Source organism: Variovorax sp. FW305-3-2-15-B-LB1, from assembly GCF_058787635.1.
Genome location: NZ_JBYSZY010000051.1, coordinates 16,889 through 40,714 on the forward strand (window position 1 = coordinate 16,889; position 23,826 = coordinate 40,714).

At 67.3% G+C, this 23,826-nt stretch carries 20 protein-coding genes; 10 read left to right on the plus strand and 10 right to left on the minus strand.

Features of this window, described 5'->3' with window-relative positions; genetic code table 11:
• Nucleotides 1–3: 3 nt before the first annotated feature.
• Both AC3WQR_RS24765 and AC3WQR_RS24770 read right to left on the minus strand, forming a co-directional pair.
• Complete coding sequence (locus AC3WQR_RS24765; RefSeq protein WP_307589323.1) at nt 4–945, minus strand: ABC transporter permease; 942 nt, start codon at nt 943–945, stop codon at nt 4–6.
• Between the two features lie 9 nt (nt 946–954).
• A complete protein-coding gene (locus AC3WQR_RS24770; protein WP_492744309.1) occupies nt 955–2,535 on the minus strand; it encodes an ABC transporter substrate-binding protein in 1,581 nt (526 codons plus the stop codon).
• Nucleotides 2,536–2,763: 228 nt separating this feature from the next.
• Between AC3WQR_RS24770 and AC3WQR_RS24775 the strand changes: the two genes are divergently transcribed.
• From AC3WQR_RS24775 to AC3WQR_RS24790, 4 genes are read left to right on the plus strand one after another with little or no spacing between them, the layout of a single operon-like run.
• Nucleotides 2,764–7,500, plus strand: coding sequence for an Ig-like domain-containing protein (locus tag AC3WQR_RS24775; protein ID WP_492744311.1), 4,737 nt, complete (start codon nt 2,764–2,766; stop codon nt 7,498–7,500).
• Nucleotides 7,501–7,556: 56 nt separating this feature from the next.
• Entirely contained in the window at nt 7,557–8,309 is a 753-nt protein-coding gene (gene cnbZ, locus AC3WQR_RS24780; RefSeq protein ID WP_062479841.1) for a 2-amino-5-chloromuconate deaminase CnbZ, read from the plus strand.
• Nucleotides 8,310–8,347: 38 nt separating this feature from the next.
• The gene (locus tag AC3WQR_RS24785) at nt 8,348–9,379 is read left to right on the plus strand and encodes a TRAP transporter substrate-binding protein (protein ID WP_492744313.1); all 1,032 of its coding nucleotides are present in this window, start codon (nt 8,348–8,350) and stop codon (nt 9,377–9,379) included.
• 29 nt (nt 9,380–9,408) lie between these two features.
• On the plus strand, nt 9,409–10,254 hold the full coding sequence (locus tag AC3WQR_RS24790) for a fumarylacetoacetate hydrolase family protein (protein WP_492744315.1): 846 nt from the start codon (nt 9,409–9,411) through the stop codon (nt 10,252–10,254).
• 56 nt (nt 10,255–10,310) lie between these two features.
• Here the strand turns inward: AC3WQR_RS24790 and AC3WQR_RS24795 are convergent, their stop codons facing one another.
• Nucleotides 10,311–10,781, minus strand: coding sequence for a hypothetical protein (locus AC3WQR_RS24795; protein ID WP_062479847.1), 471 nt, complete (start codon nt 10,779–10,781; stop codon nt 10,311–10,313).
• 5 nt (nt 10,782–10,786) lie between these two features.
• Complete coding sequence (locus AC3WQR_RS24800; RefSeq protein ID WP_070061928.1) at nt 10,787–11,056, minus strand: hypothetical protein; 270 nt, start codon at nt 11,054–11,056, stop codon at nt 10,787–10,789.
• Between the two features lie 304 nt (nt 11,057–11,360).
• Between AC3WQR_RS24800 and AC3WQR_RS24805 the strand changes: the two genes are divergently transcribed.
• The gene (locus AC3WQR_RS24805; RefSeq protein WP_492744318.1) at nt 11,361–13,574 is read left to right on the plus strand and encodes a TonB-dependent receptor domain-containing protein; all 2,214 of its coding nucleotides are present in this window, start codon (nt 11,361–11,363) and stop codon (nt 13,572–13,574) included.
• Between the two features lie 33 nt (nt 13,575–13,607).
• Here AC3WQR_RS24805 and lhpI read toward each other — a convergent pair whose 3' ends face one another.
• From lhpI to rtcR, 5 genes are read right to left on the minus strand one after another with little or no spacing between them, the layout of a single operon-like run.
• Entirely contained in the window at nt 13,608–14,558 is a 951-nt protein-coding gene (gene lhpI / locus AC3WQR_RS24810; RefSeq protein ID WP_492744320.1) for a bifunctional Delta(1)-pyrroline-2-carboxylate/Delta(1)-piperideine-2-carboxylate reductase, read from the minus strand.
• Nucleotides 14,555–15,424 carry an alpha/beta hydrolase gene (locus AC3WQR_RS24815; protein WP_492744322.1) on the minus strand — a complete coding sequence of 290 codons (870 nt, stop codon included), beginning with the start codon at nt 15,422–15,424 and terminating at the stop codon, nt 14,555–14,557. The genes lhpI and AC3WQR_RS24815 overlap by 4 nt, the downstream gene beginning before the upstream one ends.
• Nucleotides 15,421–15,978 carry a 3'-5' exonuclease family protein gene (locus AC3WQR_RS24820; protein WP_095746720.1) on the minus strand — a complete coding sequence of 186 codons (558 nt, stop codon included), beginning with the start codon at nt 15,976–15,978 and terminating at the stop codon, nt 15,421–15,423. The genes AC3WQR_RS24815 and AC3WQR_RS24820 overlap by 4 nt, the downstream gene beginning before the upstream one ends.
• Entirely contained in the window at nt 15,975–16,514 is a 540-nt protein-coding gene (locus tag AC3WQR_RS24825; RefSeq protein ID WP_492744325.1) for a 2'-5' RNA ligase family protein, read from the minus strand. Before AC3WQR_RS24825 ends, AC3WQR_RS24820 begins: the two co-directional genes overlap by 4 nt.
• A 23-nt stretch (nt 16,515–16,537) precedes the next feature.
• Nucleotides 16,538–18,157, minus strand: a complete 1,620-nt coding sequence (rtcR, locus tag AC3WQR_RS24830) for an RNA repair transcriptional activator RtcR (RefSeq protein ID WP_492744328.1) — start codon at nt 18,155–18,157, stop codon at nt 16,538–16,540.
• 692 nt (nt 18,158–18,849) lie between these two features.
• Between rtcR and AC3WQR_RS24835 the strand changes: the two genes are divergently transcribed.
• The 5 genes from AC3WQR_RS24835 to rtcA all read left to right on the plus strand — a co-directional run bounded on the left by AC3WQR_RS24835 (nt 18,850) and on the right by rtcA (nt 23,352).
• Nucleotides 18,850–20,001: a slipin family protein gene (locus tag AC3WQR_RS24835; protein ID WP_492744330.1), complete on the plus strand. Its 1,152-nt coding sequence runs from the start codon at nt 18,850–18,852 to the stop codon at nt 19,999–20,001.
• Between the two features lie 301 nt (nt 20,002–20,302).
• On the plus strand, nt 20,303–21,523 hold the full coding sequence (locus AC3WQR_RS24840; protein WP_307589349.1) for an RtcB family protein: 1,221 nt from the start codon (nt 20,303–20,305) through the stop codon (nt 21,521–21,523).
• A 2-nt stretch (nt 21,524–21,525) separates the two neighbouring features.
• Nucleotides 21,526–21,813, plus strand: coding sequence for a hypothetical protein (locus AC3WQR_RS24845; RefSeq protein WP_492744333.1), 288 nt, complete (start codon nt 21,526–21,528; stop codon nt 21,811–21,813).
• Nucleotides 21,814–21,873: 60 nt separating this feature from the next.
• Nucleotides 21,874–22,227 carry a zinc-ribbon domain-containing protein gene (locus tag AC3WQR_RS24850; RefSeq protein WP_492744335.1) on the plus strand — a complete coding sequence of 118 codons (354 nt, stop codon included), beginning with the start codon at nt 21,874–21,876 and terminating at the stop codon, nt 22,225–22,227.
• Between the two features lie 24 nt (nt 22,228–22,251).
• Nucleotides 22,252–23,352, plus strand: a complete 1,101-nt coding sequence (rtcA, locus tag AC3WQR_RS24855) for an RNA 3'-terminal phosphate cyclase (protein WP_492744337.1) — start codon at nt 22,252–22,254, stop codon at nt 23,350–23,352.
• On the opposite strand, the gene AC3WQR_RS24860 is transcribed toward rtcA, so the two are convergent.
• Nucleotides 23,353–23,712, minus strand: a complete 360-nt coding sequence (locus AC3WQR_RS24860) for a hypothetical protein (protein ID WP_062479876.1) — start codon at nt 23,710–23,712, stop codon at nt 23,353–23,355.
• Nucleotides 23,713–23,826: the final 114 nt, after the last annotated feature.

Genomic DNA, 23,826 nt, shown 5'->3' on the forward strand with positions numbered 1-23,826 from the left:
CGTTCAGACCTTCACGCGCGGATCGACGACGGCATACAGCAGGTCGATCGAGAAATTGATGAGCACATAGATCGCGGCAATCACGAGCAGCGCCCCCTGGATGACCGGGTAGTCGCGCCGCAGCACGGCGTTGACCACGAGGTTGCCCACGCCGGGCAGGCCGAACACGGTCTCGGTGATGACGGCGCCGCCGATCATGAGTGCGACCGTCAGCCCGATCACGGTGACGATGGGCACCAGCGCGTTGCGCAGCGCGTGCTTCAAGACGACGACCTTCTCGCTCAGGCCCTTGGAACGCGCGGTGCGCACGTAGTCTTCGCCGAGCACGTCGAGCATCGAGGCGCGCGTGAAGCGGATGATGAGTGCGGAGTTCAGCAGGCCCAGCACGGTGGCGGGCAGAACCAGCGCGTGCAGTCGCTCGGCGAAGGGCGCATCGGGCGCGCCGTAGCCCGACACCGGGAACCACCCGAAGGACACCGCGAAGATCTGGATCAGCACGATGCCCAGCCAGAAGCTGGGGATGCTGGCGCCCAGCATCGCGATGCCGGTGAAGAACTGGTCGACCACACGGCCGCGAAACACCGCCGAGACGATGCCGCAGGGCACGCCGATGAGCGCCGCGATGGCCACGGCCAGCAGCGCGAGCAAGGTGGTGGGCTCGGCGCGCTCCCACAGCGCTTGCGTGACCGGGCGTTGCAGGAAGATCGAGGTGCCCAGGTTGCCCTGCAGCACTTCGCGCAGCCAGTAGCCGAACTGCACGGGCAGCGGTTTATCCAGGCCGTAGTCCTTCTGCACGCGGGCGATGTCGGCGGCGGTGGCCTGGTCGCCCAGCAGCACCGAGATGGGGTCGCCCGAGGCGGCGCGCGTGAGCACGAAGACCAGCACGGCCACCAGGGACAGCACGATGAGCATGCCGGCGAAGCGCGAGGCAATGAAACGGAACAAGCGCGTCTCCTACTTGATCTTCACATTCCAGAAGAAGGGCCAGTTCGTGGGTTGGTAGTTGTCCAGTGCCGGGCTCTTGGCCGAGAGGGCGTTGAACTTGCCGACGCTGATGTAGGGCACCTCGTCGTACACCACCTGCTGCACCTTGCCCCACAGCGCGCCGCGCTTGGCTGGGTCGCTCTCGGTGTTGAACGCACTGAGCGAGGCCTTCTTGGCGGGCGAGTCCCACCAGCCGGGTGCACCGTCGCCCAGTTGAGGTGGCGACAGCATGGGCTCGGGGAACAGCCCCGAATGGGTGATGAAGATTTCCCACAGCCGCGGGTCGTTGCGGCGCTGGGTGAGCGTGGCCCAGTCGACCACGTTGAGGTCGACCTTGAAGCCGGCGCGCTTGAGCTGCTCGGCCATCAAGAGCGACATGTTGTAGTGGAAGTCATACTGGCGACTGGTCAGAACGCGGATGGGCTCGCCCTTGTAGCCGGCCTTGGCGGCGGCGTCCTTGGCCTTGGTGGCGTTGCGCTGGTTGTACTGGTCGGTGCCCGCCGCCGAGTAGAACGGCGAACTCTTGGGGAAGTGGTTCGCTTCCGCGATGAAGAAGCGCGTGTCGCCGAAGCCGGCCGCGAGCATCTCGCCCTGGCCCATCGCCGTCTGCAGGGCCTGGCGCACGGCCTGGCTGGCGAGCGGGCCTTCCTTGGTGTTGAAGACCACCAGCGGAAAGCCGAAAGCGGGCGTGATGATCGGCAGCGTCTTGCCACTGGCCTTCTCCAGGCGCGGCAGCGCTTCTACCGGCAGCAGGTCGGCAAAGTCGTACTGGCCCGCGAGTGCACCTTCGACGCGCGTGCTGGCGTTGGGCACGGGCACGAAACGCAGTTCTTCGATGACCGCTTCGCGCTTGCCGCCATAGCCGCTCGCGGCTTCCTTGCGTGCGCTGTACTTGTCGAAGCGCGTGAGCAGCACGAACTGGTCGGGACGGCGCTCCTTGAACTTGTAGGGGCCGGTGCCGACGAAGTCCTTCAGCGGCGAGGCCATCGATTCCTTGGCCATCATCGCGGCGGTGCCATTGCTGGGCAGCGCCAGCTGCGACAGCAGCGGCGCATACGGCGCCTTCAGCACGATCTCCACGCCCAGCGGACCCTTGGCCTTGAGGCTCTCGATTTCCTTGCCCACGGCCTTGCCGCGCGGCGACTGGTCCATCCAGCGCTGCAGGCTGGCCACCACGTCGTCGGCGGTGAGCTCGCGCCCGTTGTGCAGCATCACGCCCTTGCGCAGCGTGATGGCGTAGGTCTTGCCGTCGGCCGAGATCTTCGGCATGCCCTCGGCCAGCATCGGCACCACGTTCCACTTGGCGTCGAAGGTGTACAGCGTCTCGTACACGTGCTGCATGATGGTTCCGACCAGGTCGGCCGTGGAGGCCATCGGGTCGAGCGTCTGCGGCTCGGCCACCATCGCCAGCGTGGCGAAGTTGCGCTGGCTTTGCGCATGCGCTTCATGGTGGGGCAGCGTGGTGCACAGCATCGCGAGCAGCGAAGCGCCCAGCAGGCTGCGCTTGGACAGACGAGGCAGGCGCTGGACAACAAGACCGGCGTGAGACATGGGGTGTTCCTTCATGGGCGATCGGTGGGCAATGAATTCACTTTTTTCAGGCCCGAACTTTGAAGCACAACCTATGCCAAAACATCACCATTTACCCTGAGCAATGATCTAAATATTCGAACCCTCCCTTCGAAATTCAATGCCGTTCGCGCACGCATCCGCTGCTAGATTCCGGTCGAATCTTTTCCCACCGAAAGATGGCGTCCGATCGAATTTGCGAGGATGAAAATGAGCACCAAGAAAGTTCTTGCGGTAGGTTTTCTGTTCGGCTGTGCGTTGCTGACGCATGCGGCGATCACCGGGGTGAACCCCCTCGACACGATCAGGAAGGCCGCCACCAGCATGGCCTCCGCGGCCGCTGACCTGGTGGCCGATCCCTTGCCGCTGCAAGGACCCGGACTGGGCAACCTGACCTACACGCAGGCCGAGCTGTTCAAGCCCATCTCGATGATCAAGGAGGAGGTCGACACCGGCGTCGGAGCCGGCACCGGCGCCGACGTGCCGAAGATCCCCGGGGGCAGCGTGACGCACCCCACCGCCGGGTACACGAAGTACCACTACGGCCAGAACGTGGGCCTCATGATCAATGGCTACTTCCTGACGACGTTCACGCCCGACGGCGGCCTGGGCCCCGGGGGCTTCCTGCTGTATGACGTCTCCGATCCGCGCAACCTGCGGCTCGTCAAGCGCATCTACGAGCCGGACGGCCGCACCAAGGAACTGAGGGAGCCGCATTCCATCGGCATCGCCAGCATCGGCGGCAAGCAGTACGTCGCCGTGCCCAGCGTCTTCGGCGTGGAGTTCTGGGACTTCACCGACATCAACGACGTCAAGCAAGTGAAGAAGCTGGTGCTGCCCAACGTCAACAAGGGCGACTACAACAACGTGAGCTGGCAGCTGTGGTGGCAGGCGCCCTACCTGTACGTGGCGGCGGCGGAGCAGGGCGTGTTCGTCATCGACGCCGCAGACCCCGCGAACGCAGTGCTCGCGAACCGCGGCGCCGGCAAGCCCAACCCGATACCGACGGGCGAGCTCGGCGGCTTTCGCGTGGGGCCGATCTTCACCATGGGCAACCACATGGTGCTGACGTCCATGACCAACACCAGCGGCTTCGCCAGCCTGGACATCTCGGACCCGCTGAATCCCAAGGTGCTCGACACCGTCTCCGGGTCCACCGCCAGCTACTATTCCACCTGCTTCGACGGCAAGAAGGTCTACGCCTCCGCACAGGAGAGCGGCGGCAAGATGTACGGCTACGACCTGAGCGACCGGTCGCGCTTCGTGGCAGAGGACAACCGGCTGGTGATCAACCAGCAGCTGTACTGCAGCACGCAGGACAACTACGTGTTCCAGGGCGCGCAGAACTACATCCACAAGGTCGATGTGAGCAACCCGCTCAACCACGTCGAAGTCGGGCGCGGCGGACTGTTCGCAACGACGCATCCCGATTTCTCGAGCTCCGACCATGGCCAGGTGTCGCCGTTCGGCAACCTGATCTACGTCGGCAACGACCACGGCTCGGGCAGCGGCTTCATCGTGCATGCGGTGGACCCCGACACCACCAAGCCCGAAGTGAAGCAGGTCTCGCCCGTGAACGGTGCGAAGCAACAGGCGCTCACCTCGCGCATCGGCCTGGGCATGACCGACAGCATCCGCCCGGAGAGCGTGAACGCCAACACCTTCATCGTGCGCCCGGTCGGCGGCAACACGCTCGCGGGCACCTACAGCGTGCAATTGGGCATCGTCAATTTCCACCCCGCGCAGCCGCTGCAGCCGGGCACGAGCTATGAAGTGTTCCTGCCCGCCAACGGCCTGAAGGACTATGCGGGCAATGCCATTGCGGCCGACTACCGCTCCACCTTCAACACCGGCAACGCCAACGATATCAACCTGATGCACCACTGGGCGCTGACGGGCAACCTCGGTGACCAGATCAGCGCCAACAACGGCACCCCCGCCACCGGCGATGCCTTCGAGAGCATCGGCCTGAACTTCGCCAATCGCACCGCGGGCGTGCAGCTGAAGAACGACAGCGTGTCCACCACGCTGGGCGGTACGGCGTCGCTGAGCTTCTACATGAAGACCACGCAGGCCGGCGCTGCGAACTCGTGGACCGCGCCCGGCATCTTCGGGCGCGACCAGTCGCCGGGCGTCGACGACGTGTTCTGGGGCTGGCTCGACAGCACCGGCAACATCAAGCTGTCGGTGGGCGACCACGCAGGCACGCGCTCGCAAAGCGCCGTGAACGACGGCAACTGGCACCACGTCGTGCTCACGCGCGATGCGGCCTCGGGTGCGCAGGCGGTGTACGTCGATGGCGTGAAGACCACCTCGACCGGGCCGACCGGCACCAAGGGCCTGTCGACCAAGTTCCAGCTGCTGGGGCAGATCCAGGGCAATGCGGCGCTCTTCAAGGGCACGCTGGCCGAAGTGCGCGTGTACGGCCGCGTGCTCGGCGACACCGACGTGGCGGCGCTGCGGGCGCAGGCCGTGATCGGCGATCCCGGCATCGTGGGCGCACCGAAGATCGTCAACGGCCAGCTGAACTTCAACCCGGCCACGCTCGGTGCCACCGGCGCGCAGTTCCGCTGGAACTTCGGCGACGGCACGCAGAGCGCGTACGCCTCGCAGCCCGGCGTCACGCACACCTACAGCAGCCCCGGCCACTACACCGTGACGCTGACGGTGAAGGCCGCGAACGGCCAGGAGACCTTCTACACCTACAACCTCACGGTGATCGCACCCGTCACGGCGGCGGCGCCGACGCACACGACCAACATCGCGGGCGATGCGAACGCGGTGTATTCGGTGAACCCCGACAGCGGCACGGTGGCCGCCATCGACGCGCAGACCTTCGCCAAGCGCTGGGAAGTGCGCGTGGGCGATGAGCCGAAGACGCTGGCCGTGGGCCCCGACGGCCGCATCTGGGTCACGGTGCAGGGCGAGGACAAGCTGGTGGCGCTCAACGCCGCCGACGGCACGCTGTCGACCACCGTGCCACTGGCCTACGGCAGCGGCCCGTACGGCGTCGTCTTCACGCCCAACGGCACCAAGGGCCTGCTGACGCTGGAAAGCAAGTCGGCCCTGGTCAGCTTCGACCCGACCACCGGCGCCGCCACCGGCACGCTCGCCCTGGAAGGCGCGGTGCGCGGCATCGCGGTCGATGCGAACTCGCAATCGGCCTACGTGACGCGCTTCAAGTCGAAGATGACGGGCGGCCAGCTGCACAAGGTGAACCTGCAGAGCTTCAGCGCCGCCACGCCGATCGCGCTGGCGGTCGACACGACCACGGTCGACACCGAGGCCGCCTCGCGCGGCGTGCCCAACTACCTGAGCCAGGTGGTGATCTCGCCCGATGGTGCGCGTGCGCTGCTGCCTTCGAAGAAGGACAACATCGTGCGCGGCACCTTCCGCGACGGCCTGCCGCTGGAGCATGACAAGACCGTGCGCTCCATCCTGTCGCAGGTGAACCTGCAGACGGCCGCGGAAGTGTTCAGCGAACAGCTCGACTTCAACGACCGCGCCCCCGCGCGCGCCGCGCTGTACTCGCCGGCCGGCGACTACATCTTCGTGGCGCAGATGGAAGGCAACCGCATCGCCATCGTCGATGCCTACAACCGCTCGGTGCGCGGCGAGATCAACGCCAGCAGCGCGCCGCACGGCCTGTACCTCGATGCGGCGCGCAAGCGGCTGTACGTGAACAACTTCCTGGCGCGCTCGGTGTCGGTGCACGACGTGGCGCAGGTGCTGTCCTCGGAGTCGGCCGCCCCGGCCTTCCTGCAGAACATCACCACGGTCGCGCAGGAGCCGATGGCCGCCGCGGCACTGCGCGGCAAGCAGGTGTTCTACAACGCGTCCGACCGGCGCATGAGCATGAACAACTACATGTCCTGCGCGAGCTGCCATGCCGATGGCAGCGACGACGGCATGGTGTGGGACTTCACGCAGCGCGGCGAGGGCCTGCGCCGCACCATCAGCCTGCAGGGCCGTCGCGGCACGGGCCACGGCAAACTGCACTGGACCGCCAACTTCGACGAGGTGCAGGACTTCGAGCACGACATCCGCAACGAGTTCGGCGGCACGGGCTTCCTGACCAACGCCGACTTCTCGGCCACGGGCGACCCGCTCGGCGTGCCCAAGGCCGGCCGCAACGCGCAACTCGACGATCTCGCGGCCTACCTGAACTCGCTGAACAAGTACATGCGCAGCCCGGCCCGCGCGGCGGACGGCAACCTCAGCGTGGACGCGGTGCGCGGCCAGACCGTGTTCAACACGGCCCAGTGCGCGACCTGCCACACGGCCGGCAGCCTGCGCGACGGTCTGCGGCACGACGTGGGCACGATCCAGCTCTCGTCGGGCAAGGGCAGCAACCAGCCGCTGGCCGGCGTGGGCTTCGACACCCCGACGCTCTACGGCACCTGGAGCAACCCGAGCTTCTTCCACAACGGCCAGAAGGCCACGCTGCAGGACGTGCTCGCGGGCGGCCACGGCAATGCCTCGGGCCTGCCGGCGGCCGACCTGCTGGCACTCGGCGAGTACGTGAAGTCGTTCGACACCGCACCGGCGATCGACACGCGCATCCGCTCGGAGAGCAACAACCTGTGCGTCAACGTGTCGGGCGGCTCGACGGCCAGCGGCGCCACGGTGGTGCAGTGGGCCTGCGGCAACGGCGCCAACGAGACCTTCACCGTCAACAGCAGCGGCGGCTACAGCCAGTTCGTCGCGAAGCACAGCGGCCTGTGCCTGGCGCAGGGCAACACCAACGCCGGTGGCGGCCCGGTGGTGCAGCTGGCGTGCACGGCGGGCGCGGCCACGCAGTGGAGCGTGGTCGGGGCGACGCTGCGCAACCGGGTGTCTTCCGGCGCGTGCCTCGATGTGCCCGGCTCGACCACCACGCAGGGCACGGCGCTGTCCACCTACGCCTGCCATGGCGGGGCCAACCAGCGCTGGAGCCAGATTCCCTGAGCTCCTCTGCCCGTTCTCTCTCTTTTTTCTCTCGCTCTCTCCACAAAGGAAATCACGTGTCGGCACTCCAACTCTCCCTCCCAGGCGGCTATCGGTTCATTCCGGGCGTCCAGCAGTACTCGGCTGGCGTGGCCGCCGAACCTGGGTTTCGCATCGAGCGCGTGCGCTTCCTGGAGCCCCTGCCCCTGAAGCAGGGTTTTCGTCGCATCAAGGAAATCCTGGAGGAGGCCTCGCGTCCGCTGGCCGCCTTCTGCGCGTGCGAACTGCGGTCCCCGGCACCGTTCACCGAACAGGGCTTCGTCGAGTTCAACAACCTCTACGTGGGCACGTTGAAGGAGTGGGGGATCTTCATCGGCGACCTGAATCCGGTGGCGCGAAGCAACGTGTGCCCCGCGCTGTCGCCGCCGTCGGAGCCCTCGTTCCATGCGTTCAGCTACACCGTGCCCGACGCCGAGGCGGCGGCGTCGTTCGTGGTGGCGGGCAGTGCCGAAGCGCCGGAAGGCAAGGGGCACTACCGCGACCATGCCGTGCGCCTGGGCGACACCTCTCCGCCCGCCATCCTGAAGAAGGCGCAGTGGGTGCTCGATGAAATGGAGCGCCGCCTGGCATCGCTGGGCTTCACCTGGGCCAGCACCACGGGCTCGCAGCTGTACACGGTGCACGACATCCATCCCTTCATCGCCGACGAGATCGTCAAGCGCGGTGCCGCGCGGCACGGACTGACCTGGCACTACAACCGCCCGCCCGTGGTCGATCTCGAGTACGAGATGGACTGCCGCAGCGTCCAGTTCGAACGCGTCGCGGTCTGATCGCGCGCGGGTCGCCACACCTTCTCACCGAGATGCCCATGCCCAAGAAATTGCCGCATCGCCTGGCCGCCACCTGCCTCGTCCTGAGCGCGTTCCTGGCGGCCGGCCTCGCCGCTGCGCAGAACATCCAGGAGCGCACCTTCAAGTTCGCCTTCGTGAACCAGAAGGAGCATCCGCAGGGCATGGGGGCGCAGCGCTTCTCGGAGATCGTCGAGAAAAAGAGCGGCGGCAAGATGAAGGTGAAGCTCTTTCCTTCGGGCGTGCTCGGCGGCGATGCCTCGGTCATCGCCTCGCTGCAGGGCGGCACGGTGGAAATGACGATGGCGATCCCGGGCCTGCTCTCGGGCATGGCCCGGGAGTTCTCGCTGTTCGACCTGCCGTTCCTGTTCAACAACGAGAAGGAAGCCGACTTCGTGCTCGATGGCCCGGTCGGCCGCAAGCTGCTGGACAAGCTGCCCGAGAAGGGGCTGATCGGCCTCACCTACTTCGAGCACGGCTTTCGCAACGTCACCAACAGCCGGCGGCCGGTGGCGAAGATGGAAGACCTGCAGGGCCTGAAGCTGCGCGTGATGCAGATCCCCGTGATGATCGATGCCTTCCGCGCGCTGGGCGCCAACCCGTCGCCGCTGCCGCTGCCAGAGGTCTACACCGCGCTGGAGCAGAAGGCCGTCGACGGCCAGGAAAATCCGTACTCGCTGGTGGAAGCCTCGAAGTACTACGAGATCCAGAAGTACGGCTCCAACACGCGGCACGTGTTCAACCCCGTGGTGCTGCTGTTCAGCAAGAAGCGCTGGGAGCAGCTGTCGGACGACGAACGCAAGATCCTTCTCGATGCGGCTCGGGAGACGCAGCCCTTCCAGCGCGCCGCCAACCGCGACGTCAACGCCAGGGCCGCCGAGTTCCTGAAGGGCCAGGGCATGGTGTTGACCGAGTTCCCCGCCGCCGAGCGCGAACGCCTGCGCGAGAAGCTCGCGCCGGTCACGGACAAGCATGTCAAACAGATCGATCCGGCACTGACCCAGGAACTGTTCTCCGAGCTCGGCAAGGCACGCAGCAGCGCCGCCAGATAGCCAGCCAACCAACCACCAAGGAATGACGAATGAAGCTGTTGCGTTACGGGGCCGTCGGCCAGGAAAAGCCGGCGATGCTCGACGCAGAAGGCCGCTTGCGCGACCTCTCCATGCACGTGAACGACATCGCACACGAGGTGCTGTTGCCTTCCGGCCTGGCGCGCCTCGCCGCGCTGGACCCGCAGAGCCTTCCGCTGGTGGAGGGCGCCCCGCGGATCGGTGCCTGCGTGGCCGGCTCGGGCAAGTTCATCTGCATCGGGCTCAACTACTCGGACCACGCGGCCGAGACGGGGGCCACGGTGCCGCCCGAGCCCATCGTTTTCCTGAAGGCCACCTCGGCGATCGGCGGACCGAACGACGTGCTCGAGATTCCGCGCGGCTCCACCAAGACCGATTGGGAGGTGGAGCTGGGCGTGGTGATCGGCAAGACCGCGAAGTACGTCAGCGAAGCGGATGCGATGGACCACGTCGCGGGCTACTGCCTGATCAACGACGTGTCGGAGCGCGCCTTTCAAACCGAGCGCCAGGGCCAGTGGACCAAGGGCAAGTCGGCCGACACCTTCGGACCGATCGGGCCCTGGCTCGTGACGCCCGATGAAGTGCCCGACCCGCAGCAGCTGGACATGTGGCTGGACGTCAACGGCGTGCGGCGCCAGAGCGGCTCCACGGCCACCATGGTCTACGGCGTGCGCTACCTGATCGCGTACCTCTCGCAGTTCATGAGCCTGCGCCCGGGGGACATCATTTCCACCGGAACCCCGCCCGGCGTGGGCATGGGGTTCAAGCCGCCGGTCTACCTGAAGGGCGGCGATGTCGTCACGTTGGGCATCGAAGGGTTGGGCACGCAGCGGCAGGTTGCCACGCAGTTCGATTGAAGGGGAGGTGGCAGGGGGCGGCAGCGGGCCGTGAGGCGCCCGCTGCTGCCGCTGTGTCAGACCAGCGTGGCGCTCACGCCGCGTTGCACCACGGGCGCGATGCCGGCGTAGAAGAACGCGAGGCTGTCTTCCGGCCCGTTGACGGCGCGCCCGCGCACCTTGGCCATGGCGCAGACGCCGACCTGTGCGCTGTCGGGGCCGATCACGAGGACGAAGGGGTTGTCGTCGTCGCCGCGCAGGTAGCGTCCGCCGAACTCGCGGCGTGCGGTTTCGAACACGTAGGCCGACGCCAGGAAGTGCAGGTCGTCGGGCAAGGGAGCCTGCTGCTGGAAGAAGTCTTCGAGCACCTGGTCGACCAGGACCAGCGAGGCTTCGGAGTAGTCGAGCGCCGCGCTGTCGATGGGCGCGCCGGGTTGCGAGAAGGCGCCGATGAAGTCTTCCGCCTGCGAGGCCATGCCGGCCTCGAGCGTCGACGGCATGTCCACTTCCGGCTGCTTTTTCTTCTTCAGGAAATCGAACAGTCCCATGGTGCTCAGGCCTGCACCGCGGCCGACAGTTGCCGCAGCATGGCCGACTGCCGCGCCTCTTCGGCGTCGCGCAGGCTCTTCGCGGCGCGCGCCGCGACGTAGCTGACGTACAAGGTCTCGACGGCCCGCGCCCATTCGTGCGCCTTCTGCGACACGCCTTCCGCCTTCACCGGCGAGCCGGTGGCCATCGGCGTCGACAGGTCGTCCAGCGGACGGGCTGGCACATCGACGCCGGCCTTCCCGAGGATCACGGCTTTCTGAAGGATGGTGAGCATGGCGGACCTCTCTTTTTTCTTGTTCCAGAGTAACAGCGCCCTTCGCGGGCTGCCATTCGCCAGATGACGTATCCGCCCCCGAATTCAAGATGAACTTTCGGCTGACATGGGGTTTGTCTGGGTGGCCGGAAGCAGGGCCTACACGAAGCGCCATCGGCCTCTCGCAATGTCCCTTCGATGGTTCTGGATGCAAATAATATTTGTTTTCATTCTCAATAGAATTGATGCTGATCAGTTGGTACGCAACAACAACGCATCCCGAGAGCGGCCCTGTTTTTCCTGCCGTTTCCCGTGGAGTTTTTGCATGTTGTTTTCGCGTTGCGGCCGTCGGCCGCGTCCGTCGGTGCTGGCGCTGGCCGCCGCATCTCTTTTTTCTCCCGCCCTGTTCGCCCAGACGCCCGCTGAACAACAACTGCGCGAGGTCGTCGTCAGCGCGACCGGCTTCGAGCAGGAACTCAAGGACGCGCCCGCTTCCATTTCGGTGATCACGCGCCAGGAGCTGGAAACGCGCCAGTTCCGCGACCTGGCCGAGGCGCTGCAGAACGTCGAAGGCATAGACGTGGGCGGCTCGACCGGCAAGACCGGGGGCCTGGACATCTCGATCCGCGGCATGCCCAGCGACTACACGCTGATCCTCATCGACGGCCGCCGCCAGAACGTGGCCGGCGACGTGACGCCCAACGGCTTCGGCGCCGCGCACACCAGCTTCATGCCGCCGCTGGCGGCCATCGAGCGCATCGAGGTCATCCGCGGCCCGATGTCCACGCTGTACGGCTCCGACGCCATGGGCGGCGTGGTCAACATCATCACGCGCAAGGTGGCGCGCGAATGGGGCGGCCAGGTCACGATGGAAACCGGCATTCCGCAGGACAGCGAGTGGGGTTCGCAGACGCGCTCCAGCGTGTACCTGAGCGGCCCCGTCGCCACCGACCTGCTGGGCCTGACCCTGCGCGGCAACATCTACCGCCGCGAAGCCGCCGACTGGGTGCTGGCCCCCGGCCAGGCGCAGCCCGCGACGGCGCGCAACCCGGCGCCCGCCGAGAGCCGCCAGCACAGCGTGGGCGGGCGTTTGATGCTCACGCCCAACCGCCAGCACGACATCTGGCTCGACGTCGAATCGGGCCGCAGCTGGTACGACAACGAAGACGGCCGGCTGGGCACGCGCGATGCCGCCGCGCCCACCCGCACCGGCAACAACCCGCCGGGCTACCTGGACGCGCTGCGCTTCAACCGCGACCAGGTCGCCATCGGCCACACCGGGCGCCTGGGCTTCGGCACGGTGGAAAGCAGCCTGATGCACACCACGACCGAGACCGTCGGCCGCACGATTCCCGGCGGCGCCATTCCGCGCAATGCCGCGGCCCGACGCACCGTGTACTGGCTGAACGAAGCCGACCGCGGCCGCGAACGCGAACTCAAGACCACCAACCTCGTGCTCGACAGCAAGCTCGTCGCGCCGGTGGGCGACGCCCACGTGCTCACCGTCGGTGGCCAGTGGTGGGACGCCAAGCTGGTCGACGGCCTGCTGCCCCGCTCGCAGAGCCAGACCATGTGGGCGCTGTTCGCCGAAGACGAATGGCGCCTCGCGCCCGGCCTCACCGCCACGCTGGGCGGGCGCTACGACCACCACAGCGCCTTCGGCGGCCACGTGAGCCCGCGCGGCTACCTGGTCTGGGACGCCACGCCGCAGTGGACCTTCAAGGGCGGCGTCAGCAAGGGCTTTCGCGCGCCGCGCCTGAACCAGCTGATCGACGGCATCAGCGGCGTGAGCGGCCAGGGCGCCACGCTCAACATCGGCAACCCGAACCTCAAGCCCGAGACCAGCACCAGCACCGAGCTGTCGGCGCTGTTCAACAACCAGAAGGGCCTGACCGCCTCGGCGACCCTGTTCCACAACAAGGTGAAGGACAAGATCGCCAGCGGCGGCGACTGCAGCGTGGCGCGCATCTCCAGCTGCGTGGTCGACCCCACCGCCAACTACTCGGTCAACGTCGACCAGGCCAAGACCTGGGGCATGGAGCTGAGCAGCCGCGTGCAGCTCACCAAGGCCTGGGGCCTGAAGGCGGGCTACACCTGGACCGACAGCGAAGTGATCGAAGGCGGCGTGAAGAACGGCAAGCTGGCCGACACCGCGCGCCACCTGCTGCACGCGCAGGTCGACTGGAACCCCGACGCCAAGTGGCGCTTCTGGCTGCGCGGCGAATACCGCGGCAAGAGCCCGCGCTTCACCGGCGACCCGGCCCGCCTCACGGGCAACAACCTGGCGATCTACCGCGCGGTGGGCGACATCAAGGCGTACCACCTGTTCCACCTGGGCGGCTCCTACCAGGTGTCGAAGAACGTGCGCCTGAACGCCAACATCAACAACCTGTTCAACAAGGACTTCCGCAAGTTCCAGCAGGTGAACCTGGCGGGCACCTCGGCCTGGGTCAACGAGTACTTCCAGGGCGGCGCGTCGGTGGCGGGCACCACGCCGGCGGGACGCACGATCTGGCTGTCGGCGAACGTGACGTTCTGACGCTGGCGGCGACCGTGGCGGGCCGCGCGGACCTCAGGGGTTTGCGCGCGCCTGCCACACCAGCGTGGCCGCGCTCAGGTCTTCGAGCGCGCTGCCCACGGCCTTGAACACCGTGCGCTCGGCATCGCCCGTGCGCCCGGGCCGCGTGCCGCGGCACAGCTCGGCGAGCGTGCCCTGCACCGCGTCGGCACGCAAGGTGCCGGCCGCGATCGCATCGAGCAGATCGCCGGCCTTCTGCAAGGCCTCGGGCGTGTCGATGAAGGTGCGCGTGCCGTCGAAACAGTGCACATCGGCTTCGCGCATCGCCGGCGTGAAGCTGCCGATCAGGTCGAGGTGCACGCCCGGCGCGAGCCACTCGCCGCGCACCAGCGGCGTGGTCGCCAGCGTGGCGCAACTCACGATGTCGGCACTGCGCACGGCCGCTTCGAGGTCGGTGCCGGCCGCCTGCGCGTTCCATCCTTCACTGCGCCATTGCTCGGCCAGCGCTTCGGCGCCATCGGGCCGGTGGTTCCACACCCACACCTCGTCGATGGGGCGCACGCTCGCATGCGCGGCGGGCAGCATGCGCGCGATGCGGCCGGTGCCCAGCACCAGCAGCTTGCGCGCGTCGGCGCGGGCCAGGAACGAGGCGCCCAGCGCCGAGGCGGCCGCCGTGCGCCGCGCCGTGATCTCGTTGCCGTCCATCATCGCCAGCGGCACGCCGGTGCGTGCGTCGTACAGCACGTAGGTCGCGTGCAGCCCCGGCAGGCCGCGCGCGCCGTTGCCCGGAAAGATGTTGATCGTCTTGATGCCCAGGAAGCCCGTGTCGCTCCACGCCGGCATGATCAACACCGTGCCGCGCGTGGCCGCGTCGCCGCCGGTCTCGATGCTGTGCACGTGGCGCGGCGGCACCTGCGCCTCGGCCGCGAAGGCGGCGCGCAGCGCGGGCACCAGCTGCTCGAAACCCAGGGGTGCGGCGGTGGCGGCTTCGTCGAAGTGTTTCATGGGCGGGAAGGCAGCGCCGGGGCGCTGTCGAAGAAGGTGGTGAGGGCTTGCTGGTACGTGGCGCCAAAGCGCGGCGCCGCCATCGGTTCGAGGTGGCCGGCGCCCGGCACCTCGATCAGCTGCTTGGGTTCTTTCGCGTCGGCCAGCAGGCGCTGCGAGTGGCCGTGCGGAATCACCGCATCGGCCGTGCCGTGGATCAGCAGCAGCGGAATCGGCGCAAGGGCCGCGACGAACTTCGAGGCCGCGTAGTCGTCGCGCACCAGCAGGCCGGCGCCCGGCAGCTTGTCGTTGGCGATGGAGCGGTACGAATAGAAGGTCGACTCGATCGCCACCGCCTTCACGCCGGCCCGGTTGCCCGAGCCCACGGCCGCGATCGCGTTCGTGCCGCCCAGGCTCTGCCCGAAGACGAACAGCCGCGACGCATCGACGTCCGCGCGAGCGCGCACATGGTCGAGCGCGGCATTCGAATCCTCGAACACGCCGCGGGGCTCGGGCTCGCCGTCCGATTCGCCATAGCCGCGGTAGTCGAACACGAAGACGTTGTAGTCCTGCGCGGGCAGCCACGCGACGAAACGCCAGTGGCTGCTCATGTTCTGCGCGTTGCCGTGGAAGTGCACCACCGTGCCTTTCGCCGTCTTCGGGTCAGTCCGGCCCGCAGCGGGAATGAACCAGCCACTCAGGCGCGTGCCGTCGGCGCTGGTGAAGCGCACGTTCTCGTAGCGCAGGCCCAGCGCGTCGGGCGTTTCGTAGCGCACGCGGTCGGGGTAATAGAACATCGACTGCACGCAGCCGCCGAGCAGGAAGAGGGGCAGGGCGGCGAGCGGCAGCTGCCACCAGCGGCGCGTCGATGTTGTTGTCGTGGTCATGCCTGCCGGCTTTCGGCGAGCATGTTGCAGAAGAGCGCGCCTTGCTCGATGGCGTCGTCCAGTGCCACGTGCGTGTGCGGCAGCCCGGCGTCGAACCAGCGGCGCGGCATCGCGCGCTTGGTGCTGTCGCGGTAGCCGATCTTCAGCAGGGCCATCGCGAAGCTCTTCATGTCGAGCGCCGAATGGCTGAACGGGCTCTCGCCCGCGAAGCGCATCAGGTACCAGTAGACGAACAGGAAGTCGAAGCCCGCCGGGTACGCCACGAACACCGGCCGCGCCTTCAGCCCCTTGAGCCACGCGACGTAGTTCTTCATGGCATGCGTCGGGTCCTGCAGGTCGGTGCGGCACGCGGCCCAGGCCTCGGGCTGGGTTTGCCACCAGGCGGCGGTTTTTGGATCGGCCTCGGCGCCGGGCAGCGTGTGCAGGTTGGCGCTGAACGTAGAAACGAGTTGTTTGTCGGCCGTGTAGGCGGCCGAGCCGAAGCTGAGCATCGAGTGCGGGCCGGGGATCGGGCCGTCGGTTTCGACGTCGGTGCTGATGTAGATCTCGGTCATGGGCGAAGGATCGTCGCGGGGTCCGCGAGCGGGAAGACATGCATGTCCAACCACTGCCCCGACGCGTTCTCGATAAGCACAACCTCCGTGCAGCGCGCCTGCACCGGCCCCGATGCAAGCAGCCGCGCCTGCAATTCGATGGCCGCTTCTTCCGCATGCAGCGCGTTGCCATGCGCCACCGACAGATGCGCAACGATGTCGTCATGCAAGCCGTCGTACGGCGGGAAGTCGGGAAACTCTTTCATCAGCGCACGCGTCATCTCGATGAACGGCGCGGCGGGCTCCGGTGCGAGGTAGGCGGTCTCGGGAAAGCGCCCGACCTTGCCGAGAGCAAAGGAGAACGACGCCGTGCGCTGCAGAACCCGCCGCGCGCGGGCGAGCACCTCGTCGGTGATCAACGCCGGGTCCATGAAGGGCACGAGCAGCGTGATGTGGGCGGGCACGCCGAGCGCCACGGTGGGGTCGAAGCGGCGGCGAAGGTCTGCGGCGATGGGTTCAGCCGCGGGAACCTTCACGGCGAATGCGGAGATGGGCATCGGGCGGAGGATAGCCCACGCCCTCAGGGGCGCGCATCGGCTGAAACGCGCGCCCAGTCCAGCCCCATCTTGGCCAAGTACTTGCGCAGCCGGTCCGCATCGTTGACCACGCTGCGCTGCGTCCGCGAGGCCTGGAACAGCTGGCGCCCCGCCTCCGACAGGCTGCGTGCCGGCCGGCACACACGCACCACCGCTTCGAGCTGCAGGCGATCGAACAGGTCGAGCGCGGCGAACTTCTCTTCGCCGAGCAAGGCTTCCAGGTCAACCTCATCGTCCGCCGCCACTGAAGCGCCCGTGCCCTCGTGCTTCCACAGCCAGCGCAGCCGCGCGATCTCCGCCTCGACCAGCGCGACCGCGATACGACCGCCGTCAGCCAGCGTGGCAAGCCGCGTCACGCTGGCCGACAGGTCGCGGAAGTTGCCGCGCCAGATCGCCTCGCTGCTTTGCGCAAAGCGCAGGTAGGCCGTGCGCGCCTCGGCGTTGAAGCGCACCACGCGGTGGTTCTCGGCCGCGTGCAGGGCCAGCAGGTGGTCGAGGTTGGGCTCGATGTCCTCGGGCCGCTGTGCGAGGCCGGGCAGGTCGTAGGTCCAGAGGTTGATGCGCGCGAACAGGTCTTCGCGAAAGCGCCCCTGCGCCACGTCGCGGCGCAGGTCGCGGTGGGTGCCGGCGATGAGCTGGAAGTCGCTCTCCACTTCCTTGTCGGCGCCCACGGGGAAGAAGCGTTTTTCCTCGATGGCCTTGAGCAGCATCGCCTGTTCGTCCAGGCCGAGCTCGCCGATCTCGTCGAGAAACAGCGCGCCCTGGTGCGCGGTGCGCAGCAGCCCCGCGCGGTCGCTCGCGGCGCCGGTGAACGAACCCTTCTTGTGCCCGAACAGCGTGGAGGCTGCACCGTCGCCGCGCAGCGTGGCGCAGTTCACCTCGACGAACGGCCCCGTCACCTGGTGGCGCGCCTGCTTCAGCTCGAACATGCGGCGCGCCAGGAACGACTTGCCCGCGCCCGTCGGCCCCACCAGCAGGATCGGCGCGCGCGAGCGCACGGCCACGCGCTCGATCTCGTCGATGAGCGCGTTGAAGCGCGCATTGCGCGTGGCGATGCCGCTCTTCAGGAAGGCGACCGCGTCGCGCTGGTCGGCGTCGAAGCGGCGCGCGATCGGGTCGTAGCGCGACAGGTCGAGGTCGATGAGCGCGACCTTGCCGGCGTCGCCCTGGCGCTGCTTGCGCGGCGGCGAGGTCTGGGCCAGCACGCCCGGCACCACGCGCGATTCCGACAGCAGGAACATGCAGATCTGCGCCACGTGCGTGCCCGTGGTGATGTGCGTCCAGTACTGCTCGCGCTCGGGCTGGAAGGGGTAGGCGCGCGCCCAGTCGTACAGGCGCGTGTAGACCTCGCCGAAGTCCCACGGGTCTTCGAGGTCGAAGGGCACGAGGTTGACGGTGGTCTCGGGCGACACGGCGGCGATGTCGGCCTTCACCAGCTCGGCCAGCGCCGTGTGCTTGCGCGTGTGCAGCAGCTCGATGCGCGCCACCATCATGTCGTCGTGCTGCGCGAGCGAGACCGTGGGGCGCCACTTGTTCCAGCGCCCCGCGCCCTGGCCGGCATCGAGCTGGGTGCCGAGGAAACCGATGACGACGATGGGCTTCATGGATAAAAGACTAGCTGAAATTCTAGAAATTATCCGAATGCTAGCAAGGGATGGGCGCCGTGTCACACCGGATGAAGAAGAAATTTCCCTTTCCGGTCAATGACTTGCATCGCCGTCACCGTGTTCCGGGGCGCCGGGCGCGCAAGTTGGCACGCTCGCTGCAATAGAGAGTCTGTCCGGATGCAGTTCATCCGCTCCCAGGTGCCGCATGAAAGCGGCCCGGTGCCGCAGGCCAGACCTGTTCTTGGGTCCGCGGTATGCCGCTGTTGAACTGCTTTGGTCACTGGACTTGTTCCAGTCTGCTCATGGTGGAGCACCGTGCTAACCACGCGGCGTGGCGGGTTCGATTCCCGCAAACAACCTTCGGCGGTGTTCGCACCGCCGCTTTGATGGGGGCGAAAGCCCCACCGCCCCGGCACACCGGAGCGAGGCGCAGGGCAGGGCCCGGCCGAGCGACACCGTGCCAGTGCAGGCGGCTTGCGCATCGCGCGTTCTGCCAGGAACCGCATGCAGCCATCGACGCAGAAGGAGGCGATGGCGCAGCCACCGCACCGACCCGTCGACCGCTGCGTTGCTGACCTCGCAAGCCACGGTGCCCGCCGCCTGCCCTTCGTGGGCCCCGATACCTGATCTGCAAGGCAGACGAACAACGAACGACAACCGCAACGAAGAAGAAGAGAGAGGAAGAAAAAATGCTGGGATTCACCCAATTCACCGTGAAGAAGAACGAACGCGTGCTGCTGCTGCGCAACGGCGATTTCGCGGGCCTGTACGCCGCGGGCAAGTACCGTGTGTTCACGGGCTTCGACACCGTGCAGCTCGAACGCTTCTCGCTGGCCGAGCCGGCCTTCGACCACGAGCTGGCCGACTACTTCCTGGCGCGCGAGCCGCAGCTGGTGCAGCGCGAGTTCGTGCAGGTGTCGCTGGGCGAGACCGAGGTCGGCCTGCGCCATGAAGACGGCGTGCTGGTGCAGGTGCTGCCGCCCGCCACCCGCAAGCTCTACTGGCGCGGCCTGCGCGAGCAGCGCGTCGACGTGATCGACGTGGCCGCCGATGCACGCCTGCCGGCCGAGCTGCTGGCCAAGCTGCAGAGCGTGGCGCTGCGTCCGCGTGCGGTGCAGGGGCTCGAAGGCGTGCTGCTGGTGCAGGTGCCCGAGTTCCACGCCGGCGTGCTGACCCTCGAAGGCCAGATGCAGGCGCTGCTGCCGCCGGGCAACCACGGCTTCTGGCGCTTCAACCGGCAGGTGGCCGTGACCAGCGTGGACCTGCGTTCGCAGATCGCCGAAGTGAGCGGCCAGGAAATCCTGACCCGCGACAAGGTGGGGCTGCGGCTGAACCTGTCGGCGGTGTGGCGTTTCACCGATGTGCGCCAGGCCCTGGCGCAGATGCCCAAGCCGGCCGAGCATGTGTACCGCGAGCTGCAGTTCGGCCTGCGCGCGGCGGTGGGCGAGCAGACGCTCGACGCCCTGCTGGAGAACAAGTCGGCCATCGACCAGACGGTGCTGGCGCAGGTGCGTGAGCGGTTGGAAGGTTCGGGCCTGGTGCTGGAGAGCGTGGGCGTGAAGGACATCATCCTGCCGGGCGAGATGAAGACCATCCTCGCGCAGGTGGTGGAGGCCGAGAAGTCGGCCCAGGCCAACGTGATCCGTCGCCGCGAGGAAACCGCGGCCACGCGCTCGCTGCTGAACACCGCGAAGGTGATGGAGGGCAACCCCGTCGCCTTGCGCATGAAGGAACTCGAGACGCTGGAACGCGTGGCCGAGCGCATCGACAAGATCTCGGTGGTCGGCGGCCTGGACCAGGTGCTCAACGGACTCGTGACGCTGCGGCCGAACGGGTCCTGAGCGGTAGAGAAATAAGAGAGACACGGGCACGCAGGCACAGAAGGGAGCGCCACTGCCAAAAATGTTTGAAATTGCCGGCAGCCTGGGTAAGACCAGGTACGGCGGGCAAGTCGGTTGACGAGCAAGGTTGAGGATGCAGGTGCTGGCTCCGATGACGGGTCTGTCACTGGCGCGCGTTTCCAATCGTCGACTGGGCCATCGGACTCAAACACCATGGTCGCCGTATTGATGCGGGTTCGAATCCCGCCGTGTCCACCAACGAGTGTGAAGAATAGATAGATAGAGAGAAGAGGAAAGAAAAATGACGAACTACAAACTGCATGAAGTCGCCAACGGCGTCCCCGTGAAGATGTGGACCAATGGCGTGCCCGTGGAAGACGAGGCGCAGAAGCAGCTCGAGAACGCCGCGCGCCTGCCCATCGTGTTCAAGCACATCGCGGCCATGCCTGACGTGCACTACGGCATCGGTGCGACCGTGGGGTCGGTGATCCCGACCTTCAAGGCCATCATCCCCGCCGCGGTCGGCGTGGACATCGGCTGCGGAATGATGGCCTGCAAGACCACGCTCAACGCACGCGACCTGCCCGACAACCTGGGCCCGCTGCGTTCGGCGATCGAGAAGGCCGTGCCGCACGGAAGCAACCCCAAGCGCATGGGCCGCGACAAGGGTTCGTGGGAAACCCCGCCCGACGAAACCGATGCCGCCTGGGCCAAGCTGGTGGACGAGTTCGAACTGATCTGCGAGGACCATCCACGCATCAAGAACACGAACAACCACAAGCACCTGGGAACGCTGGGTACCGGCAACCACTTCATCGAGGTGTGCCTCGACGAAGCGGGCGCCGTGTGGTTCATGCTGCACTCGGGTTCGCGCGGCGTGGGCAATGCCATCGGCACGCACTTCATCGAACTCGCGAAGAAGGACGCGCAGCTGCACCAGCGCAACCTGCCCGACCAGGACCTGGCGTACTTCGAAGAAGGCGCCCAGTACTTCGGCGACTACGTGCGTGCGGTGGGCTGGGCCCAGAAGTTCGCACGGGCGAACCGCGAAGTGATGATGCAGCGCGTGGTCGCGGCCGCGCGCAAGGTCATCACGAAGCCGTTCGAAGCGCACGTGGAAGCGGTGAACTGCCACCACAACTACGTGAGCCGCGAGACGCACTTCGGGCAGGACGTGCTCGTGACCCGCAAGGGCGCGGTGAGCGCGAAGCTCGGCGAACTGGGGATCATCCCCGGCAGCATGGGCGCCAAGAGCTACATCGTGCGCGGCAAGGGCAACCCCGAGAGCTTCATGAGCTGCAGCCACGGCGCGGGCCGGAAGATGAGCCGGACGAAGGCCAAGAAGCTCTTCACCGTCGCCGACCAGATCGCTGCGACCGAAGGCGTGGAATGCCGCAAGGACGCCGACGTGATCGACGAGATCCCGATGGCCTACAAGGACATCGACGCGGTGATGGAGGCGCAGAAGGACCTGGTGGAGGTGGTTTACACGCTCAAGCAGGTGGTGTGTGTGAAGGGCTGACCGTGGGCATCGAGTACCGCATCAAGTTCGCATTGCCGTCGCGCGAAGTCGCGCAAGGCATCTGCAGGAAGGCAGGCATCGGCGGCCATCTGAACGTCGAGGGCGAGCGCGCGGATTTCTATCCGGCGCCGCCTTCGACGCCTTCGGAATGGGCACAGGCCATGGTCAGCATCGAGGCGGATGGCTTTGTGGTCTGCCTGCTTGCGAACACCGACTTTGCGCGACAGGTGTTGGGCAGCATCGTTCAACTCGCTGCGGGCGAAGGTATCGTGACAGTGGAGGAGCTATAGGAGGGGGGTCGGAAGACCGACCTGCCTTCGTAGCGACGTACTGCGGAGGTTCAAAGAAAAATGAAAAGCAACAAGCAGCGGCGTGCCGAAATCAAGGCGCACCGCCTCGACCGCGCCGCGCGCGCCGTGGCATTGCAGCAGCGCCAGGCCGATGCACGGCTGCTGCGCGCCGAAGGCATGGTCGCGGCCGACACGGCCTTGCTGGCCGCGCACAACAACACCTACGGACCGTTGCCCACCTTCTACGTCGACAAGGCGTTCACCTGCCGCGATTGCGGGGCACAAGAAGTGTGGACGGCCAAGCAGCAGAAGTGGTGGTACGAGGTGGCGCTCGGCAGCATCCACAGCACGGCGGTGCGCTGTCGCGCATGCCGGCTCGGGACCGCGCAAACAAGAACAACGACAAACGACTGAACAAAAAAAGAAAGAAGTGTCCCGATGACGGAAGCACAAGAAGAACAACGAGCGCTCGATGCCGTCGAACTCGACGGCTCCCAAGGCGAAGGCGGTGGCCAGATCCTGCGCACCGGCCTCGCGCTGTCGATGGTCACGGGCCGGCCGCTGGCCATCGCGAAGATCCGCGCGGGCCGGGCCAAGCCGGGCCTGATGCGCCAGCACCTGGCGTGCGTGCACGCGGCCGCTGAGATCAGCGGCGCGCAGGTCGAGGGCGCCGAACTGGGCTCGCAGTCGCTGCGCTTCGTACCGGGGCCGGTGCGCGCGGGCGACTACCGTTTTGCGATCGCCGGCGCGGGCAGCTGCATGCTGGTGCTGCAGACGGTGCTGCCGCCGCTGCTGCTGCAACCCGCGGGGCAGGTGAGCCGTCTGCGGCTGAGCGGTGGCACGCACAACCCGATGGCGCCGCCGTTCCACTTCCTGGAGCGCGCGTTCGCGCCGCTGGTACGTCGCCTCGGCGGCGACCTGCAGCTGGTGCTGCGCCGCTGCGGCTTCTATCCGGCCGGTGGTGGCGAGGTGGACGCGACGATCGTGCCGGCGGCGGACGGCGCGCGGCTGCAGGCCTTCGACCTGCTGTCGCGCGGCCATCTGCTGGCGGGCCATGCGGAGTGCCTGGCGCCCGGCCTGCCGCGCCATGTGGCGGCGCGCGAACTCGAGACGGTGGGGGCGGCGATGGGCTGGTCGGCGCAGGCCGAGCAGCTGCGCACGGTGCCGACGCGCCAGAACGAAGGACCGGGCAATGCGCTGCTGGTGACGCTGGCCTACGCGCACCTCACCGAGGTGTTCACGGCCTTCGGCGAGAAGACGCTGAGCGCGGAGCAGGTGGCGCACGGCCTCGTGAAGGAGGTGCGCGCCTTCCAGAAGCACGAGGACGCGGCCGTGGGGCCGCACCTGGCCGATCAGCTCGCGCTGCTGCTGGCGCTGGCGGTGTTCCGGCAACCGGGGCAGTCGGGCGCGTTCACCTGCAGCGAAGTGACGCCGCACACGCGCACGAACTGCGCGGTGATCGAGCGCTTCCTGCCGGTGCGCTTCACGATCACCGAGGCCGCAGGCCCGCGCGCGGCGCGGGTGCAGGTGGCGTCGTGATTACAGGCCGGCCTGGCGCGTGAAGCTCACGGCCGGCTTCTTGTAGGCGGCGGGCACTTCGTCGCGGTAGAAGGCGCGGCGGTCCAGGCTTTGCAGCGGGTTGTGGGCAGCGGCCACGGCCTGGTCGCGCACGGCCTGGCGGTCGAGCGTGGAGGTCACGGCCACGGTGCCTTCGGCGGCGGCGTCGGAGTACTCGTTGCCATTGCGCGCGGCGGCGACGGCCTGGGTGCGCACGTCGGCGCGGCTGGCGGCCGAGGTGATGGCGTGCACGCCTTCATACGTTTCGGCGTGGGCCGCGCCCACGGTGCCCAGCAGGGCGAAGGCGGCGGCGGAAATGGCGAGGAGTTGCTTGCTGTTCATGATGAGATTTCCCTTGAGTCTGTGGGCGGCGGACAGTCGTCGTTGCCACAAGCTGCAGTGTGAAACCGCATCACGGAAGGCGCTGTGCGTTTGCGCACCGAATCCGGCAGGTGG